This is a genomic window from Rhodococcus sp. DMF-1 (genome assembly GCF_021441945.1).
In the GTDB taxonomy this organism is placed as follows: Bacteria; Actinomycetota; Actinomycetes; order Mycobacteriales; family Mycobacteriaceae; genus Rhodococcus; species Rhodococcus ruber.
Genome location: NZ_CP090442.1, coordinates 2643999 through 2662807, shown reverse-complemented (window position 1 = coordinate 2662807; position 18809 = coordinate 2643999). Strand labels below are relative to the sequence as shown.

The following is an 18809-nucleotide window of genomic DNA, read 5'->3' as shown; positions in this document are numbered from 1 at the left end:
GAGTTCTCCATTCTCTTCCCGCGCGTGGAAGGAGCTGTTCCGTAGTGCAACGCAGGAGCCCGGTCCGGGCAGAGCGAGGTCCGGGCGCGTGAGGCGGGAGTCGGGGGTGCGGCGCCGGGAACCAGGCCGTTCGCGTAGCCGGGCCGCGCGCGTGGCACCGCTGCCGACTCTGCTGACGTCTGCGGTGGAACAGCGCGGCGACCACCCGGCGGTGGTGTGCGCCGCCGGGGGCGGCTCCCTGTCGTACCGGGAACTGGACGAGACGTCGTCGCGGTGGGCACGGTGGCTGATCGGTCGCGGCGTCGGGCCGGGGGATGCGGTCGCGGTGGCGATACCTCGTTCCCTGGAGTCGGTGCTCGCGCTGTGGGCGGTGGCGAAGTCGGGGGCGACGTTCGTCCCCGTCGATCCGCGCTACCCGTTCGAGCGGGTGGAGTTCATGCTGGCCGACTCCGGCGCGGCCCTGTGCCTGACGGTGAACGACTTCTCCGCCGCCGTGCCCGCCGGGGTCGAACAGGTGCGGCTCGACGACGCGGCGACGGCCGGGCAGGTCCGACAGTTGCCCGGGCATCCGATCTCGTACGCCGACCGGACACGCGCGCTCGAGGGCCTCGACATCGCGTGGATGATCTACACGTCCGGCTCCACGGGCCGCCCCAAGGGGGTGGCGGTCACGCACGCCGGCATCGCCGGCGTGATCTCCGCCGAGCGCGGGCACTACGAGGTCGATGCGGACGCGCGGGTGCTGCACGTGTGCTCGCCGAGCTTCGACGTCTCCCTGCTCGAGTTGCTGACCGGATTCTCCGCGGGTGCGACGGTCGTGGTGGCGCCGGCATCGGTGGGCGGCGGCGCCGACCTGGCCGACGTCCTGGCTGCCGCTGCGGTGACGCACGTGTTCATCACCCCGGCGGCGCTGAGCTCGGTGGATCCCGCGGGGCTGACGGACCTGCGGGTCGTGGTGGCAGCCGGGGAGGCGTTCGGACCGGAACTGGTGAACCGCTGGTCGGCTCCCGGCCGGCGGTTCTTCAACGCGTACGGGCCTACGGAGGCGACGATCCTGGCCACCAGCAGCGCGCCGCTGGTGACCGGCGAGCCGATCACGATCGGCACCCCGATCCCGGGTGTGGGAGCGTACGTCCTCGACGGCCGGTTGCGGCCGGTGCCGCCGGGGGTGGTCGGTGAGCTGTATCTGGCCGGCGCTCAGGTCGCGCGCGGCTACCACCGTCGACCGGGGCTGACGGCGGAGCGGTTCGTGGCCGATCCGTTCGGGTCGGATCCGGGAACCCGGATGTACCGGACGGGGGACCTGGTCCGCCGCGCGGCCGACGGTCCGATCGAGTACCTCGGGCGCAGCGATTTCCAGGTCAAGATCCGCGGGTTCCGGGTGGAACTGGGAGAGATCGACGCCGCGCTGACGGCGCGGCCCGACATCGAGTTCGCGGCGACCCTCGGGAAGGTGCTGCCGTCCGGGGAGGCGGCACTGGTCTCGTACGTGCTGCCGGCGGCCGGAACCCGGCTGGAGGTGCCGGCGGTGCTCGCCGGGCTGGCCGAGACGTTGCCCGCCCACATGGTGCCTGCCCTGGTGACGGTGCTCGACGCGGTGCCGCTCACGCCGGTGGGCAAGCTCGATCGGGCGGCGCTGCCCGAACCGGTGTTCGCCCAACGGGAATACCGGGCGCCGCGCACCCCGGTCGAGGAGACCGTCGCGTCGGTGTTCGCCGAGGTGCTCGGCCGCGAGCGCGTCGGACTGGACGATTCCTTCCTCGAGCTGGGTGGGAATTCCCTGCTGGCGACCCGGTTGGTGGCGCGCCTGGGCGCCGCCCTGGAGACCCGGGTGCCGGTGCCGGTGGTGTTCGCGGCGCCGACCGTGGCCGCGTTGGCGGCGCACCTGGAGTCGGGTAGCCTTGCGGCCCAGTCGGTTCCGTTGACGCCGCGGGAGCGTCCGGACCACGTGCCGCTGTCGTTCGCGCAGCAGCGGATGTGGTTCCTCAATCGGTTCGATCCGACCTCCGCGGCCGACAACATCCCGGTGGCGATCCGGCTGACGGGCCGACTCGACGTCGGTGCCCTGCGAGAGTCCGTGTACGACATCGCAACCCGGCACGAGGTCCTGCGGACCCGGTATCCGGAGCGGGACGGGCTGCCGTACCAGGCGATCGTTCCCGTCGCCGGGTACACGCCCGACTGGGTGTCGGAGTCGGTGCGGCCGACGGATCTGGCGGACCGGATCGCCGACGCGGTGGCCACCGGTTTCGACGTGACCGCCGAAGTGCCGTTCCGGGTGCGGCTGTTCCGCGTCGCGGACGACGAGCACGTGCTCGTGTTCGTGGCACACCACATCAGCGCCGACGGTTGGTCGATGGCGCCGCTGACCCGAGATCTGATGACCGCGTATGCCGCGCGTGCCGCCGGCGGGGAACCCGGATGGGAGCCGCTGCCGCTGCAGTACGCGGACTTCGCGCTGTGGCAGCGCGAGGCGCTCGGATCGGAGGGGGACGCCGGCAGTCCACTCGCGGCGCAGGCGCGGTACTGGCAGCGGGTCCTCGCGGATCTGCCCGAGGAGTTGCACCTGCCGACCGACCGCGCCCGCCCCCCGGTGCAGTCCTTCGCCGGCGGCCGGATCGCCTTCGCCATCGATGCTCCGACGCATCGGCGGGCCGCGGAACTGGCGCGGCAGAACGGGTCGACCCTGTTCATGGTCCTGCACACCGCACTCGCGGTGTTCCTCGCCCGGATGTCGTCGTCGCACGACATCGCCGTGGGTACCGCGGTCGCCGGCCGCGGTGACGCCGCGCTGGACGAGATGGTCGGCATGTTCGTCAACACCCTGGTGTTGCGGACCCGGATCGATCCCGGTTCCGGGTTCGCGGACCACCTCGCACGAGTCCGCGACAGCGACCTCGAGGCGTTCGCCCACGCGGAGATCCCCTTCGAGCGGGTGGTGGAACTGCTCGCGCCGGAGCGTTCGACCGCGCGGCACCCGCTGTTCCAGGTGGCCCTCGCACTCGAGAACCTGCCCCCGGCGGGGCTCGAGCTGCCGGGCCTGAGCCTGGCGGCGGTGCCGTTCGAGGTGACCACCGCGAAGTTCGACCTGTCGCTGACCCTGCGCGAGCACACGGACCTCGACGGGGAACCGGCGGGAATGTCGGCGGAGCTCGTCTTCGCCCGGGATCTGTTCGACGACGAGACGGTGGCCGGATTCGCGCGACGGTTCGTGCGGTTGCTGGCCGGCGCCGTGGCGGAGCCGGCCGTGCCGGTCGGCGACCTCGCGCTCCTCACCGGCGACGAGGCCGCCCGGCTCACGCGGGTCCCGGACGCCGCGCCGGGCGGTGCCCGCACGCTTGCCGAGATCCTGACGGCGGCGGTCTCCCGCAACCCCGAGGCGCCGGCCGTCCGGTACCGGGACCGGACGATCACCTACCGCGAACTCGACGAGTCGTCGTCGCGGCTCGCGCGGGAGCTGGCCGCACGCGGCATCGGCCCCGACGACGTCGTGGCCCTGGCGTTCCCGCGTTCGTACGAGATGGTGCTCGGGGTGTGGGCGGTCGCGAAGGCCGGCGCCGCGCACCTTCCGGTGGACCCGTCCTATCCGGTGGACCGGGTCCGGTACATGCTCGCCGATTCCGGTGCGGCGGTGTGCCTCACCTCCGGCGAATACGCCTCCGCGCTGCCCGGATCCGCGGTCCGGCTGGAACTGGACGATCCCGAGTTCGCGCGGGCCGTCGCGGCACGATCCGCCGCCGGGGTGCCCGAGCGCGTACGGCCGCTGTCGGCGCAGCACGCGGCATACGTCATCTACACGTCGGGGTCGACCGGGCAGCCCAAGGGAGTGGTGGTCACCCACGCCGGCCTCGACCCGCTCCTCGAGACCGCCGTGACCCTGTACGGCGTGACGTCGCGGGCGCGCTTCCTGCACGTGTGCTCGCCGAGTTTCGACCCGTCGGTGCTCGAATGGATGGTCGCGTTCTCCCAGGGTGCGACGCTGGTCGTGGTGCCGTCCACGATCGTCGGCGGGCCGGAACTGGCGGAACTGATCCGGGCCGAACGGGTCAGCCACACCATCATCACCCCGGCCGTCCTCGGGACGGTCGATCCGTCGGGCCTCGAGAGCCTCGAGGCCGTATCGGTCGGCGGGGACGTGACCTCGCCGCACCTGCTGGCACGGTGGGCGCCGGGGCGGAAGTACTTCAACGGCTACGGGCCGACCGAGACGACGATCATCTCCTCGTTCGCGCGGCTGCAGCCCGGGCGTCCGGTGACCGTCGGCCGGCCCGTCCCGGGAGTGTCCGCACTGGTGCTCGACTCCCGGCTGCGGCCGGTGCCGACCGGCGTCGTGGGCGAGCTGTACCTGGCCGGGACTGCTCTCGCTCGGGGATACCACCGGCGCAGCGGCCTGTCGGCCGCGCGGTTCGTGGCGAATCCGTTCGGGACGCCGGGCACCCGGATGTACCGGACCGGTGACCTGGTGCGATGGCGCGGCACCGGTGCGGTCGCCGAGCTGGAATACCTCGGGCGCGGCGACTCCCAGGTCAAGCTGCGTGGATTCCGGGTCGAACTCGGCGAGATCGACGCCGCGCTCGAGCGGCATCCGTCGGTCGCGCAGGCGGCGACGGTGCTGCACCCCGATCCGCACGGCGGGGACAGGCTGGTCGGTTACGTCGTCGGCGCCGCCGGCGCCGTGCCCGACCCTGCACACCTGCGCGAGTTGCTCGCCGGGAAGCTGCCGCACCACATGGTGCCCGGCCGTGTCGTCGTGCTCGACGCCCTGCCCCTCACCGGCGGAGGCAAGCTGGACAAGCGGGCACTGCCGGTGCCGCAGCCCGAGTCGACCGAGTACTGCGCCCCGGCGACGGACGACGAGCAGGCGGTCGCAGACGTGTACGGCGCCGTGCTCGGGCTCGAGCGGGTCGGCCGCGCCGACGACTTCTTCGCGCTCGGCGGCAACTCGCTGCTCGCGATGCAGGTCGTCGCGCGGCTCGATGCCGCCCTCGGCGTCCGGGTGCCGGTGCGGACGTTGTTCGAGGCGCCCACGGTGTCGGCCCTGGCGGCGCGGATGGGGGACCCCATCGCCGTCCCGTCCCGGACGCCCCTGCGGCGCCGGCAGCGCCCCGAGCGGATTCCGCTGTCGCTCGCGCAGCGGCGGATGTGGTTCTTCAACCGGTTCGACCCGGACTCCGCCGCCTTCAACATCCCGCTCGTGCTGCGACTGACCGGCGAGCTGGACGTGCCCGCCCTGCAGGCGGCACTGCGCGACCTGCTCGCCCGGCACGAGGCGCTGCGCACCGTCTTCCCCGACTCCGATGCCGGACCGTTCCAGGTGATCGTGCCGGTCGAGGACGTACCGGTCGATCCGGCGCCGCAGGACGTGACCGAGGACGAGCTGCCCTCGCGGATCGCCGCACTCGTCTCCCGCGGCTTCGACGTCACCGCCGCGGTACCCGTCCGGGCGGCCCTGCTGCGCCTCACCGACCGGGACCACGTGCTGGTCGTCGTCGTCCACCACATCGCCGGCGACGGCGGATCCCGGGCCCCGATGGCCCGGGACCTGGCCACCGCGTACCTGGCCCGGAGAGCGGGCGACGAGCCGGCGTGGGAACCCCTGCCCGTCCAGTACGCCGACTACGCACTGTGGCAACAGGATGTGCTGGGATCCGAGGACGACCCCGACTCGCTGCTCTCGCGTCAGATGCACTACTGGACCACGGCGCTGGCGGGCCTGCCGGACCTGCTGGAGCTGCCGACCGACCGCCCGCGGCCCGCCGTGCAGACCGGACGCGGCGCGAGCGTCGACTTCACACTGGACGAGTCGTCGGCCGCCCGGCTCGATCGGCTCTCGCGGGACCACGGGGTGACGTTCTTCATGCTCGTGCACGCCGCGCTCGCGGTCCTGCTGGCCCGCCTGTCCGGTACCGACGACATCCCCGTCGGGGCACAGGTCGCCGGCCGCGGCGAGGAGGCACTGGACGATCTCGTGGGGATGTTCGGCAACACCCTCGTGCTGCGTACCCGGATCGACCCGGACGCCACCTTCGCCGAGATCCTCGCCGCCGTGCGAGAGGTCGACCTCGCCGCGTTCGGCAACCCCGACGTTCCGCTCGAACGTCTCGTGGAGGTCCTCGATCCCGTCCGGTCCACCGCGCATTCGGCGCTGTTCCAGGTGCTGCTCGTGGTGCACAACTTCGCCCGCTCCGAGATCGCACTGCCGGACCTGCAGATCGCGCCGGTCGGAACGCCCCCGGGCGGCGCCAAACTCGACCTCGAGCTCCACCTGACCGAGATGCGCGACGAGCAGGGTCGCCGCGAGGGGATAGCCGGGTCCGTCGTCTACGCCTGTGACCTGTTCGACGAGGGCACCGTGCGGACGTTCGCTGCGAGGCTCGTGTCGATCCTGGAGGTGGCGGCGGCCGATCCGGGCGTTGCGGTCGGCGGCATCGACCTGTGCACGGCGGAGGAACGCGCCCGGCTCGACGAGCTGAACCGGACGGCTGCGCCGCTCGGCGACCGGTCGGTCCTGGACGCGTTCACCCGGCAGGCGCGGCGCACCCCGGACGCGACGGCAGTCGTCTTCGAGGACACCGCGCTGACCTACGCGCAGTTCGCCTCCCGGGTGGACCGGCTCGCACGGCGTCTCGTCGCGTGCGGCGTCGGTCCCGAGCGCCTGGTCGGTGTCCACATGAGCCGATCGGTCGAGATGATGGTCGGCATCTATGCGGTGCTCCGGGCCGGTGGCGGGTACGTGCCGCTCGACCCGGAGCATCCCGCCGAGCGAACGGCGTACGTCCTCGACACCGCCGAGCCGGTGCTGGTACTGACCACGACGCACGACCGGGGCACGCTCCCCGGATCCGTCCCGGTGCTCGTGGTCGACGAATCGGACGTCGCACCGACGCCGGTCACCGAGTTCGCCGACCACGAGCGGCTGGCGCCGCCGCACGAGGCGCACGTCGCCTACGTGCTCTACACCTCCGGGTCGACGGGCCGGCCCAAGGGGGTAGCCGTCACCCACGGCGCCGTCGTCAACCAGATGACCTGGATGCGCGAACGCTACGACTTCGGCGTCGGGGACACGGCTCTGCAGAAGACCCCTGTCACGTTCGACGCGTCGGTGTGGGAGCTGTTCTTCCCGTTGCAGGTCGGTGCACGCCTCGTGATCGCGGCACCGGGAGGCCATCGCGACCCGGACTACCTGGCCCGTCTCTCGCGGCAGTGGGCCGTCGGCATCCTCGAGTTCGTCCCGACGATGCTCGCCCTGTTCCTCGCGGATCCCGACCTCGAACTTCCGGCGACGCTCAGGTATCTGTCCGTCGGTGGCGAGGCGCTGCCCGCCGAGCTCGCGGCACGATTCGCGGAACGCTCGGATGCGCTGCTGGACAACACGTACGGTCCGACCGAGGCGACCGTCACCGCGACCGTGCTGCGGTGCGACGGACGTCGCGGCGATGCCGGCACCGTTCCGATCGGCCACCCGATCCGCAACACCACCGCCTACGTTCTCGACGGGCGGCTGAACCCGGTGCCGATCGGGGTGCCGGGGGAGCTGTATCTCGGTGGGGTGCAACTTGCCCGTGGCTACCACGGCCGACCGGATCTGTCCGCGGAACGGTTCGTCGCGCACCCCGGCGGGGCGCGGATGTACCGCACCGGCGACCGGGTCCGATGGTTGCCGGACGGAACCCTCGAATTCCTGGGCCGCAACGACTTCCAGGTGAAGGTGCGCGGCCTGCGAATCGAGCTGGGGGAGATCGAGGCGGCACTCCTGGCGCAGCCGGAGATCGCGCAGGCCGCCGTGACCGTCCACGACGGGACCCACGGTGCGCAGCTCACCGCGTACGTCGTGCCGGCGGACGGTGCCGCGGTCGACGGTGCCACCGTTCGTGCGGCCGTGGGACGCGTGCTGCCGCGGTACATGGTGCCCGACGTGGTGACCGTGCTCGGGACGCTCCCGCTCACCACCTCCGGGAAGGTGGATCGCCGAGCCCTGCCCGAACCCGTCCCGGCCGTCCGGGAGTTCCGCCCGCCCGCCACCGCGGTCGAAAGGACCGTCGCCTCGGTGATCGGGGAGGTGCTCGGCGCGGAGCGACTCGGTCTCGACGACGACTTCTTCGCGCTCGGCGGGAATTCGCTGATCGCCACGCGCGTCGTCGCCCGGCTCGGGGCGGCGCTGCACGCGTCGGTCCCCGTGCGCGTGATCTTCGAGGCGTCGACGATCGAGTCGCTGGCGGCAGCCGTGGAACGCCGCATCGGGTCCGGCGGCTCGCCCGCCCTGGCCGCCCGGCCGCGTCCGGAACGGATTCCGCTGTCGCCCGCCCAGCAGCGGATGTGGTTCCTCAGCCGGTTCGAGGCGACCGCCGCGGCCTACAACATTCCGATGGCTGTGCGGCTGACCGGGCGACTCGATCGGGCGGCGCTGCAGTCGGCGATCGCCGACGTCGTCGCCCGCCACGAGGTCCTCCGGACCTTCTACCCCGAGGTCGACGGGGTGCCGGTCCAGCAGATACTGCCCGCCGGCGCCGGTGCGCCCGCCCTGGACCCGACGGACGTCGACGAACCGGCACTCCGCGCCGCCGTCCGGTCGGCGGCGGCGACCCGGTTCGATGTCACCAGGTCCGTGCCGGTCCTCGTGCGGCTGTTCCGGTTGTCCCCGGCCGAACACGTCCTGCTCGTCGTGGTGCACCACATCGCAGCGGACGGATACTCCGTGGCGCCGCTCGTCCGTGATCTGGCCCACGCGTACAGCGCGCGCCAGGCGGGCCGCGAACCTGCGTGGCAGCCACTTCCCGTGCAGTACGCGGACTACACCCTGTGGCAGCGGGACCTGTTGGGCAGCGAAACCGACCCGGCGTCGCGTGTCTCCCGCCAGCTCGCCTTCTGGGCCGACGAACTGGCCGGTCTGCCCGACCAGTTGCCGGTGCCCACGACCCGGCCGCGGCCCCCGGTTCAGTCCTACCGGGGCGACCGGGTTCCCGTCACGATCGACGCGGACCTGCACGGCAGGGTGGCGGCACTCGCGGCGGCAACGAGGACGACGCCGTTCACCGTCGTGCACGCCGCCTTCGCGGTGCTGCTGGCCCGGCTGTCCGGCACCGAGGACGTCGCCGTGGGCACCCCGGTGGCCGGCCGAGGCGAGGCAGCCCTCGACGACCTGATCGGGATGTTCGTGAACACCCTCGTGTTCCGGACGCGGGTCGACCCGGCCGCCTCCTTCACTTCGCTGCTCGCGCAGGCCCGGGAGAAGAACCTCCAGGCCCTGGCCCACGCGGACGTCCCGTTCGAACAGCTCGTCGAGGCGCTGGCGCCGGCCCGGTCCATGGCGCGGCATCCGCTGTTCCAGGTGGGCCTGTCGTTCCAGAACCTCGGAGCGGTCGATTTCGAACTCCCCGGCCTGACGGCGGCCCGGGTCGACGTCACAGGGGAGATCGCCCAGTTCGACCTGCACCTGATCGTCGGTGACAGCTACGCGGCGGACGGGACGCCGGCGGGGATCGGCGGGCATCTGTCGTACGCCACCGATCTCTTCGACGGCCACGCGGCGGCGTCCGTCGCGGACCGGTTCGTCCGGATCCTGGGCGAACTGGTCTCGGCTCCCGACCGCGCGGTCGGCGACGCCGATCTCCTCGTCGACGGGGAACGACAGGCGCTGCTCGAGGCCGCGAACGACACCCGCGTCGACAGTCCGGGCGGCGACCGTGCGGGCGGCGACTGTGCGGTCGGCGACTGCTTGCCCGATCTGCTCCGGCGCCAGGTACGCGAACGCCCGGACGAGGTCGCGCTCGTCGGGGACGGGGTGCAGTTGACGTACGGTGAGCTCGGCGACCGCGTCGCCCGGCTGGCCCGCGCGCTGGTGGCGGTGGGTGTCGGGCCGGAGGTCCGGGTCGGTCTGCTGATTCCCGGATCGGTGGAGCTCGTCGTCGCGATGTACGCGGTGTCCGCCGCCGGGGGCGCGTACGTTCCGCTCGATCCGTCGCTTCCGGCCGCACGGCTGGTGCGCATGGTCGCGGCGGCGCGGCCGGCGACGGTGCTCGTGTCCGCGGCATCCGCCGGCGTCGCGAGCGAGGTGGTGCCGGAGCCGGTCCGGGTTCTCGATGTCTCGAGGGTGGATCTGTCGCAGCACTCGGCGGCCCCGGTGACCGACGCGGACAGGACTGCGCCGCTGCATCCCGCGAACCTCGCCTACATCTTGTTCACGTCGGGATCGACGGGTGTGCCCAAGGGCGTGGCGGTGGACCACGGCGCGGTGGTCAACCAGTTGCGTTGGCTGCATGCGGAGTTCGAGTTCGGTCCGGGGGAGGTGACGGTACAGCGGACCGTGGCCACGTTCGACCTGTCGGTGTGGGAGTTCTGGGGCGCCACGACATGCGGCGGCCGGCTGGTGGTTGCCGATCCCGAGTCCCGCCGCGATCCGGACCGCCTGCTCGCGCTCGTCGAACGCGAAGCCGTCACGACGCTGTACCTGGTTCCATCCCTGCTGAGCGCCCTGATCTCTGGTGCAGGCGGAGAGCTGCCCACCTCGGTGCGACGGGTGCTCTCGATCGGGGAGACGCTCCCGGGGGCTGTCGCCGGGGCGTGCCGCCGGTCGAGCCGGGCGGAACTCGTCAACCTGTACGGACCCACCGAGGCGGCCGTGTCGGTCACGGCGCACCGGGTCACGGCGGCGGACGCCGACCAGGTGCCGATCGGGGTGCCCGAGTGGAACACCCGCGTCTATGTACTCGACCGGCGGCTGCGCCCCGTGCCCACCGGAGTGACCGGTGAGCTCTATCTGGCGGGCCGGCAGCTCGCGCGGGGATACAGCGGAAGCCCCGGGGTGACCGCGGACCGGTTCGTTGCCGACCCCTTCGGGGCCGGGGGACGGCTGTACCGCACCGGCGATCTGGCCCGGTGGACCGCTGAGGGAGTCCTCGAGCACGTCGGGCGTGGCGACTCCCAGGTCAAGCTTCGCGGATTCCGGATCGAGCTCGGCGACATCGAGGCCGCGCTGCTGCGCCTGCCCATCGTGTCGGCCGCGGTCGCGACGGTGCATCAGGACGCGGCGACCGGCGCGCGGATCGTCGCGTATGTCGTTGCTGCACAGAACGAATCGGACTTCGATGCGACGTCCCTACGCAGCGAGCTCGCGGACGAACTGCCGAACTACATGGTGCCGGCTTCGATCGTGCGCCTGGACCGGCTCCCCGTCGGGGCGACGGGCAAGGTCGATCGTGGCGCGCTGCCCGTGCCGATGCCCGCGCGGGCGTCCTACCGGGCTGCGGCGACGCCGGTCGAGCGCGCGGTTGCGCAGGTGTTCGCGGACGTCCTCGCCGCGGACCGGGTCGGATCCGACGACGACTTCTTCGTTCTCGGCGGGTCGTCCCTCGTGGCCGTGCGGGTGACCCGTGAGCTCACCCGCCGACTCGATCGTCCGATCCCGCTCGAATGGGTGTTCGCTCATCCGGCGGTGGCCGACCTGGCGGCCCGGATCGAGCGGTCGGCGGACGAGGAGCCGGCGGCAAGCGGAGGCTCCGACTCGGCCCTGGCCGTGCTGCTGCCGCTGCGCGAGGGCGACGAGGGGCGCGATCCGGTGTTCTTCGTGCACCCGGTGATCGGGCTCGCCTGGAGTTTCGCATCGCTCGCCCGGTACGTCGAGCCGGGCCGCCCGGTCTACGGATTGCAGTCCCCGGCACTGTCGGGCGAGTCGGATCTCCCCGATTCGATCGCGTCCTGGGCGGGCCGGTACGTCTCGGAGGTCCGGCGGGTCCACCCGGACGGTCCCTTCCATCTGGTGGGGTGGTCCCTCGGCGGAGTGATCGCGCACGAGATGGCGGTCCAGCTCCAGCGGGCCGGACTCGAGGTCGGTTCGCTCGTGCTCCTCGACTCCTCCCTGCCCGACGCCGTGCGCTCCTCGGTCGATCCGGTCTCGGTGGCGGCAGTGGCCCTGAATGCGAGCCACGGTGGCGGACCCGGTGGGGTCGAGGACGGTCTCGAGGTGCTCGCCGACGACATCGACCCGGATCTGTCGGCGTCCGTCCTGACGAGCATCGAGCGCTCGTTCGATGCGCTCGAGGGGCATGTTCCGGGCCGGTACGAGGGGCGCATGCTGTTCGTCGGCGCCGCGTCGCAGGCCGGGCCGGACGCGGACTCGGGCCGGGACTGGGCGCCCTACGTCGCGGACGAGGTGCATCGGCACGACCTTTCCGTCTCGCACTGGGAGATGACCGGGCCGAGGGCGTGTACTCGTCTCGGACCGCTGTTGGCAGGCTGGACGTCGGACGGTTCCTGCCCGGAATGCGGGTGTGCCGCGCGCTGACTCGTAGGGGTGCGGCATTCCGCGGGCGTGGCCTGCGCGCGCCCGCTGTGTCCGAGGTCACGTCGGACGCCGAAAGTGAATTGTCCAATCGGTGGACGAACCGGGGACGGTGTCGGCACCGGCCGGGTGGCGACCGAGACTGCCGGATCGAATTGCCGGATCGACACGGGCGTCTCCCGCCGTGCGTTCCGCGTCTCTTTCCGAAACCACAGGTGACGGGTCTGCCCCGGCGGGGAGGCGGAGGCTTGCGGGCGCCGCTCACGCGTGGGGCGACTCCGGAACGGCGCTGCGGCGTGCGACGAATCGGGCATCCGCACGGGCCGCGCGGGCACGGCCGGGCGCTGTCCGGAATGCCGGTCTACCTGCCGGTAACTTAGTTACTGGACGTACGAACAGGTGGCACGGTTTGTTTTCGTGTGGAATGGTGACGAAGTGCTCTTGCGCCGGGAATCGTCGGGGTTCCGGTGCGCGAGACGACAGCGAAGCGGCGTCCGCCGGGGAGGGCGGATGTGGCGGCAGTTCGTGCTACCCCGGCGATGAGCGGACCCGGCATGCGCACGCGCACAACGGATCCGGAATTCGGAGGGGACAGCAAGGTGGTCTACCCAACCGTCCGTGGCAAGCTCCGCGCGTCCCGGCGCCGGACGCCCACGACGATGCTGCCGCACCTGCTGTCGGCCGCCGTCGAACGCGACCCCGCAGCGCCCGCCCTCACGGCGGAGGGACACACCCTCACCTACCGGGAGGCCGACGCCGAATCGTCGCGGCTCGCCCGCCTGCTCATTGCGCGGGGCATCGGCCCCGAGGACCGCGTCGCGGTGCTTCTCACCCGCTCGATCCGGTCCGTTCTCGCCGTCTGGGCGGTGGCCAAGGCGGGCGCCGCGTTCGTCCCGGTGGACCCGCTCTATCCAGCCGATCGGGTCCGGTACATGCTGTCGGACTCCGACGCCCGTCTCGCACTCACGGTGGTCGCACACCGGGGGGTCGTGCCCGAGGGGTTCGACACCCTCGTCCTGGACGAGCCCGATACCCGGAGGGAACTCGACGCCTGCCCGGCCGACCCGCTCACCTTCGTCGACCGCGTACGTCCACTGCGCCCCGACCATCCCGCATACGTCATCTACACCTCGGGCTCGACGGGACGGCCGAAAGGGGTGGTGGTCACCCAGGCCGGACTCGCGGACTTCTGTGCCGAGCAGGTCGAGCGCTACCGGCTCACCCCCGCCGCCCGGACCCTGCATTTCGCGTCCCCCAGCTTCGACGCATCGGTGCTCGAACTGTTGCTCGCCGTCGGATCCGGATCGACGATGGTCGTCGCTCCGCCGTCCGTGTACGGCGGCGACGACCTGGCCGAGCTGCTGCGGAGGGAACGGGTCACGCACGCGTTCGTGACGCCGGCCGCCCTCGCCTCGGTCGATCCCACGGGCCTGGACGATCTGGAGACGGTGGTGGTCGGCGGCGAGGCGTGCCCTCCGGACCTGGTGGCGCGCTGGGCGCCCGGCCGCCGGTTCCACAACGGGTACGGCCCCACCGAGACCACGATCATGACCAGCATCTCCGGGCCGCTCGCGCCCGGGGCACCCGTCACCATCGGCAGGCCCGTTCGCGGAGTCGCCGCCCGGATCCTCGACACCCGCCTGCGGCCCGTGCCGGCGGGCACGGCCGGCGAGCTGTACCTGACCGGATCCGGCCTCGCCCGCGGGTATCACGAGCGACCCGGACTGACGGCCACCCGTTTCGTCGCCGCTCCCGGCGGCGCCCGGCGGTACCGCACCGGCGACCTGGTACGGTCCCCGCGTTCGGCACGAGAGGGCATCACGTACCTGGGCCGCAACGACTTCCAGGTCAAGGTGCGTGGCTTCCGCATCGAGCTCGGGGAGATCGACGCGGCGTTCGCCGCGCATCCCACCGTCGACTTCGCCGCCACCGTCGGTCACCGGGGCGCGACGGGGGACACCCGTCTCGTCACGTACGTGCACGCCGCCGCCGGTTCCGCGATCGACGTCGCCGTGCTCACCGCGTCCGTCGCCGAGCGGCTGCCGGCCCACATGATCCCGTCGTCGGTGATCGCGTTGGAGACCATCCCGTTGACGCCCGTGGGCAAGCTCGACCGGGCGGCTCTGCCCGAGCCCGAGATCGCGTCGGCTCCGTACCGGGCGCCGGCCTCCGCCGCGGAGGTGGCCGTGGCGGAGGCGTTCGGCGACGTGCTCGGGGTGCAGCGGGTCTCGGTCCACGACGACTTCTTCGACCTGGGCGGCAACTCGCTGCTCGCCACGCGGGTGATCGGCCGGATCAGGGCAGCGCTCGGCGTCACCGTCTCGGCCGCCGATCTGTTCGACGCCACCACGGTCGAGGCGCTCGCAGCCCGGGCGGCGGCCGCGCCGACGGCCGCGCGCGGCCTGCTGCCGCGGCGCCCGCGCCCCGACCGGATCCCGCTCTCGCCGGCGCAGCAGCGCATGTGGTTCCTCAACCGCCTCGACCCGGACTCGGCGGTGTTCAACATCCCGCTCGCCGTCCGGTTGTCCGGCAGGCTCGACGTCGACGCGATGCGCGCCGCCGTGCGGGACGTCGTCGCGCGACACGAGACGCTCCGGACGGTGTACCCCGAGGTCGACGGCGTCGGTGAGCAGCGCATCCTCGACGTCGGCGACGTCCCGCTCGACCTCGGGCCGGAGGACGCGACCGACTCCGACGCCCCGGCCCGGCTCGCGGCCTTCGCGGGAGGGCGGTTCGACGTCACCGGCGAGGTTCCCGTGCGAGTCCGGCTCTTCCGCCTCGCCGACCACGAGCACGTGCTCGCCGTGGTCCTCCACCACATCGCGGGCGACGGCTCGTCGCTGGGTCCGCTCGTCCGGGACCTCGTCACCGCCTACACCGCGCGCTCGACGGGCCGGGAACCGGCGTGGGAACCGCTGCCCGTCCAGTACGCCGACTACACCCTGTGGCAGCTCGACGCCCTCGGCGACGAGGACGATCCCCGGTCGGGCACGGCCCGGCAGCTGGCCTACTGGCGGCGCGCCCTCGACGGCATCCCCGAACACCTCGAGCTCGCCACCGACCGGCCCCGGCCTCCCGTCGTCGGTCATGCGGGGGACCGGGTCTCGGCGCACGTCGACGAGACCACCTACGACGCGATCAGCGCACTCGCCCGCGAGCGCGGCGTGACACCCTTCATGGTGCTGCACGCCGTCCTCGCGGTGCTGCTGGCGCGCGTGTCGAACACGCACGACGTCGTCGTCGGCACGCCCGTCGCGGGGCGCACGGCCCCCGAACTCGACGGGCTGATCGGCATGTTCGTCAACATGCTCGCCCTGCGGACCGACGTCGACGCCGCCGACTCGTTCGCGACACTGCTCGAGCAGGTCCGCGACACCGACCTGCACGCGTTCGCGCACGCCGACGTCCCCTTCGAACGCCTCGTGGAGGTGCTCGATCCGGTCCGGTCCACCGCACGCCACCCGATCTTCCAGGTCGGGTTCTCCTACCAGAACTTCGCCCGGGAAGCCCTCGAGCTGCCGGGCCTGCGGATCACTCCGGTCGAGAGCGATTCGTACGCAGCGCGTTTCGATCTGCACGTCACGGTGGTCGATCACGCCGTGGGCGGCGGCCCGGGCGGTTTCGACATCGAATTCGGTTACGCCACCGACCTGTTCGACGCACCGTCGGTCCGGCGTCTGCTCGCGCGGTATCTGCGGATACTCCGGGCGGTCGTCGACGACCCCGCTGCCGTCGTCGGCGACATCGACCTGCACGACTCTGCGGAACTGGCCGAGATGATGCGGGCATGGGAAGCCGAACAGGCCGACCTCTCCGCGGGCCGGACCCTCGTCGACCTGTTCGACGAGCAGGTCGCGGCCACCCCGGACGCCCCCGCCCTCGTGTTCCGCGGCGGCACCCTCACGTATCGGGACTTCGACGCGCGCGTCAACCGGCTCGCCCGTCACCTCGTGACCCAGGGTGTGGGGCCCGAATCCACAGTGGCTCTCTGTATCCGGCGTTCGGTCGACCTCGTGGTGGCGATGTACGCCGTCGCCAAGGCCGGCGGCGCCTACCTGCCGCTGGACCCCGACCACCCCGCGGCCCGCAACCGGTACATCCTCGACGCGGCGGCCCCGCAGTGCGTGCTGTCGACCACCGCCGACCGGGTCGACGCCCTGGCGGGCCGGAGGGTGCTCGACGTCGACCGCCTCGACGTGGGCGACCTCGATCCCGCGCCGCTCGCCGACACCGACCGGCGTGCGCCGCTGCGCGCCGCGAACACGGCGTACGTCATCTACACCTCCGGATCGACCGGACGCCCGAAGGGCGTGGCCGTGCCGCACGAGGCGATCGTCAACCAGATCGCCTGGAAGCGGGCGCACTACGATCTCGGTCCCGACGACGCGGTCCTGCTCAAGACGGCCGCGACCTTCGACCTGTCGGTGTGGGAGTTCTGGTCCGCACTCACGTGCGGCGCCCGGCTGGTGATCGCCGCCCACGACGGGCACCGCGACCCGTCCTACCTCAACGACCTGATCCGCCGCGAGAAGGTCACGATCCTGCACGTGGTGCCGTCGATGCTCGAGGCGCTGCTCGAGGACTCGGCCGGCACGCTGCCCGGCACCCTGCGCCGCGTCCTCGCCATCGGCGAGGTACTGCCCGCCCCGACGGCGCGACGCACGCTCGGCGCCTCGAAGGCGGACCTGGTGAACCTGTACGGCCCGACGGAAGCCGCGGTCTCGGTGACCGCGCACGCGGTCACCGCCCCGACGCACACCTCCGTGCCCATCGGCGATCCCGTCCCCAACACCCAGACGTTCGTCCTCGACGAACGGATGCATCCCGTGCCGCCGGGCGTGGCCGGTGAGCTGTACCTCGCCGGCGTGCAGCTCGCCCGCGGATACCTGGGCCGTCCCGGCCTGACCGCCGAGCGGTTCGTCGCCAACCCCTTCGGTGCGCCCGGCACCCGCCTCTACCGCACCGGGGACGTGGTGCGCTGGCGCATCGACGGCGACGACCCCGGCCGCGGCACCCTGGAGTATCTCGAGCGCGCCGACTTCCAGGTCAAGGTGCACGGGTTCCGGATCGAGCTCGGCGAGATCGAGGCCGCGCTGCGCGCCCAGCCGTCGGTCCGCGACGCCGCGGTCGCCGTCCACGGCGGGGACCGGCTGGTGGCCTTCGTGGTTCCGGCCGCCGGGCGGATCGACGTGGCCCGCCTCCGCGCGGCGCTCGCCGAGACCCTGCCCTCCTACATGGTGCCCGCCGGCGTCGTCACCCTCGATGCGCTACCGCTGAACCCGCACGGCAAGCTCGACCGTGCGGCGCTCCCCGAGCCGGTGATCGCCCCGCGGCACCACCGCCCGCCGCGCACTCCGCTCGAGACGGAGGTCGCCGCCGCCTACCGCGAGGTTCTCGGGCCGGCGGGGGACGCCGGCGGGTTCCGAGTCGGTCTCGACGACGACTTCTTCGACCTCGGCGGCACGTCGCTGAGCGCGGTGCGGGTGATCGCCCGGCTGCGCGAACGCACGAACCTGCCGGTGTCGTTGCAGTGGATGTTCCTCACCCCGACCGTCGCAGCCCTCGCCGCCCGGATCGAGGGATCCGCCGGCGACCCGGGTGATCACACCGCCGGGTTCGACGCGGTGCTGACGTTGCGCCCGGGCGGTGCCGCCGAGCCGGTGTTCTGCATCCATCCGGTGATCGGTCTGTCGTGGAGCTTCGCGGGCCTGGCCCGCCACCTCGACCCCGAGCGGCCCCTCTACGGTCTGCAGTCGCCGGCCCTGAGCGACGACGAACCGCTGCCCGAGAGCATCGACGCGTGGGCCGCGGGGTACGTGGAGCGGATCCGGCGGATCCAGCCCGCCGGCCCCTATCATCTGGTCGGCTGGTCGCTCGGCGGCATCATCGCCCACGCCGCCGCGGTCCGGCTGCGGGCGGACGGCCACGAGGTCGCCACCCTCGCCCTGCTCGACGCGCACCCACCGGGTGCCCCCACCGAGACGGTCCCGTCCGCGGTCACCGTCGCCGACCTGCTCGGCGCGATCGGAACCGACGTCGGGGCCGGCCTCGACCCGGCGCAGTTCACTCCCGAGCAGGCACTGGAACTGGTCGCCGACCTGCCGGCCCCGTTCGACGCGCTGACCCTGCCCCGCCTCGAGCGCATCTTCGAAGGCGTGCGCCGGTCCTACCGGCTGCTCGCGGAGCACCGGCCCGCCCGCTTCGACGGGGACCTGCTGTTCTTCGCCGCGGGCGAGGACGGAACCTCGGCTGCCCGCGCCCCGCAGTGGCGGACGCATGTCGCCGGCACGCTGGCGGTCGAATCGGTCCAGGCCACCCACTGGAAGATGACGTCGCAGGAGGCCCTCGCCCGGATCGGTCCCGTGCTCGACCGCTGGATCGGGGGTGCCCGCTGACCCGTACCGCTCGTCGTCCTCCCGGTGGACGCGGAGTGTGATCCGCGCCCGACCTCCCGGTTTCGACCGTAACGAAGCCCCGGACACCCCGATGGTCTAATGGGGCTGGCGCGTGCCGCCCTGCACTGTCGTGTGCA

General features: G+C 72.6%; 2 protein-coding genes. Both read left to right on the top strand.

All coding sequences use genetic code 11. From position 1 onward, the window contains the following. Nucleotides 1-184: 184 nt before the first annotated feature. The gene (locus LZP97_RS12255; RefSeq protein WP_048773492.1) at nt 185-12280 is read left to right on the top strand and encodes a non-ribosomal peptide synthetase; all 12096 of its coding nucleotides are present in this window, start codon (nt 185-187) and stop codon (nt 12278-12280) included. Between the two features lie 596 nt (nt 12281-12876). Beyond that, nucleotides 12877-18672, top strand: coding sequence for an amino acid adenylation domain-containing protein (locus LZP97_RS12250; protein WP_412177618.1), 5796 nt, complete (start codon nt 12877-12879; stop codon nt 18670-18672). Nucleotides 18673-18809: the final 137 nt, after the last annotated feature.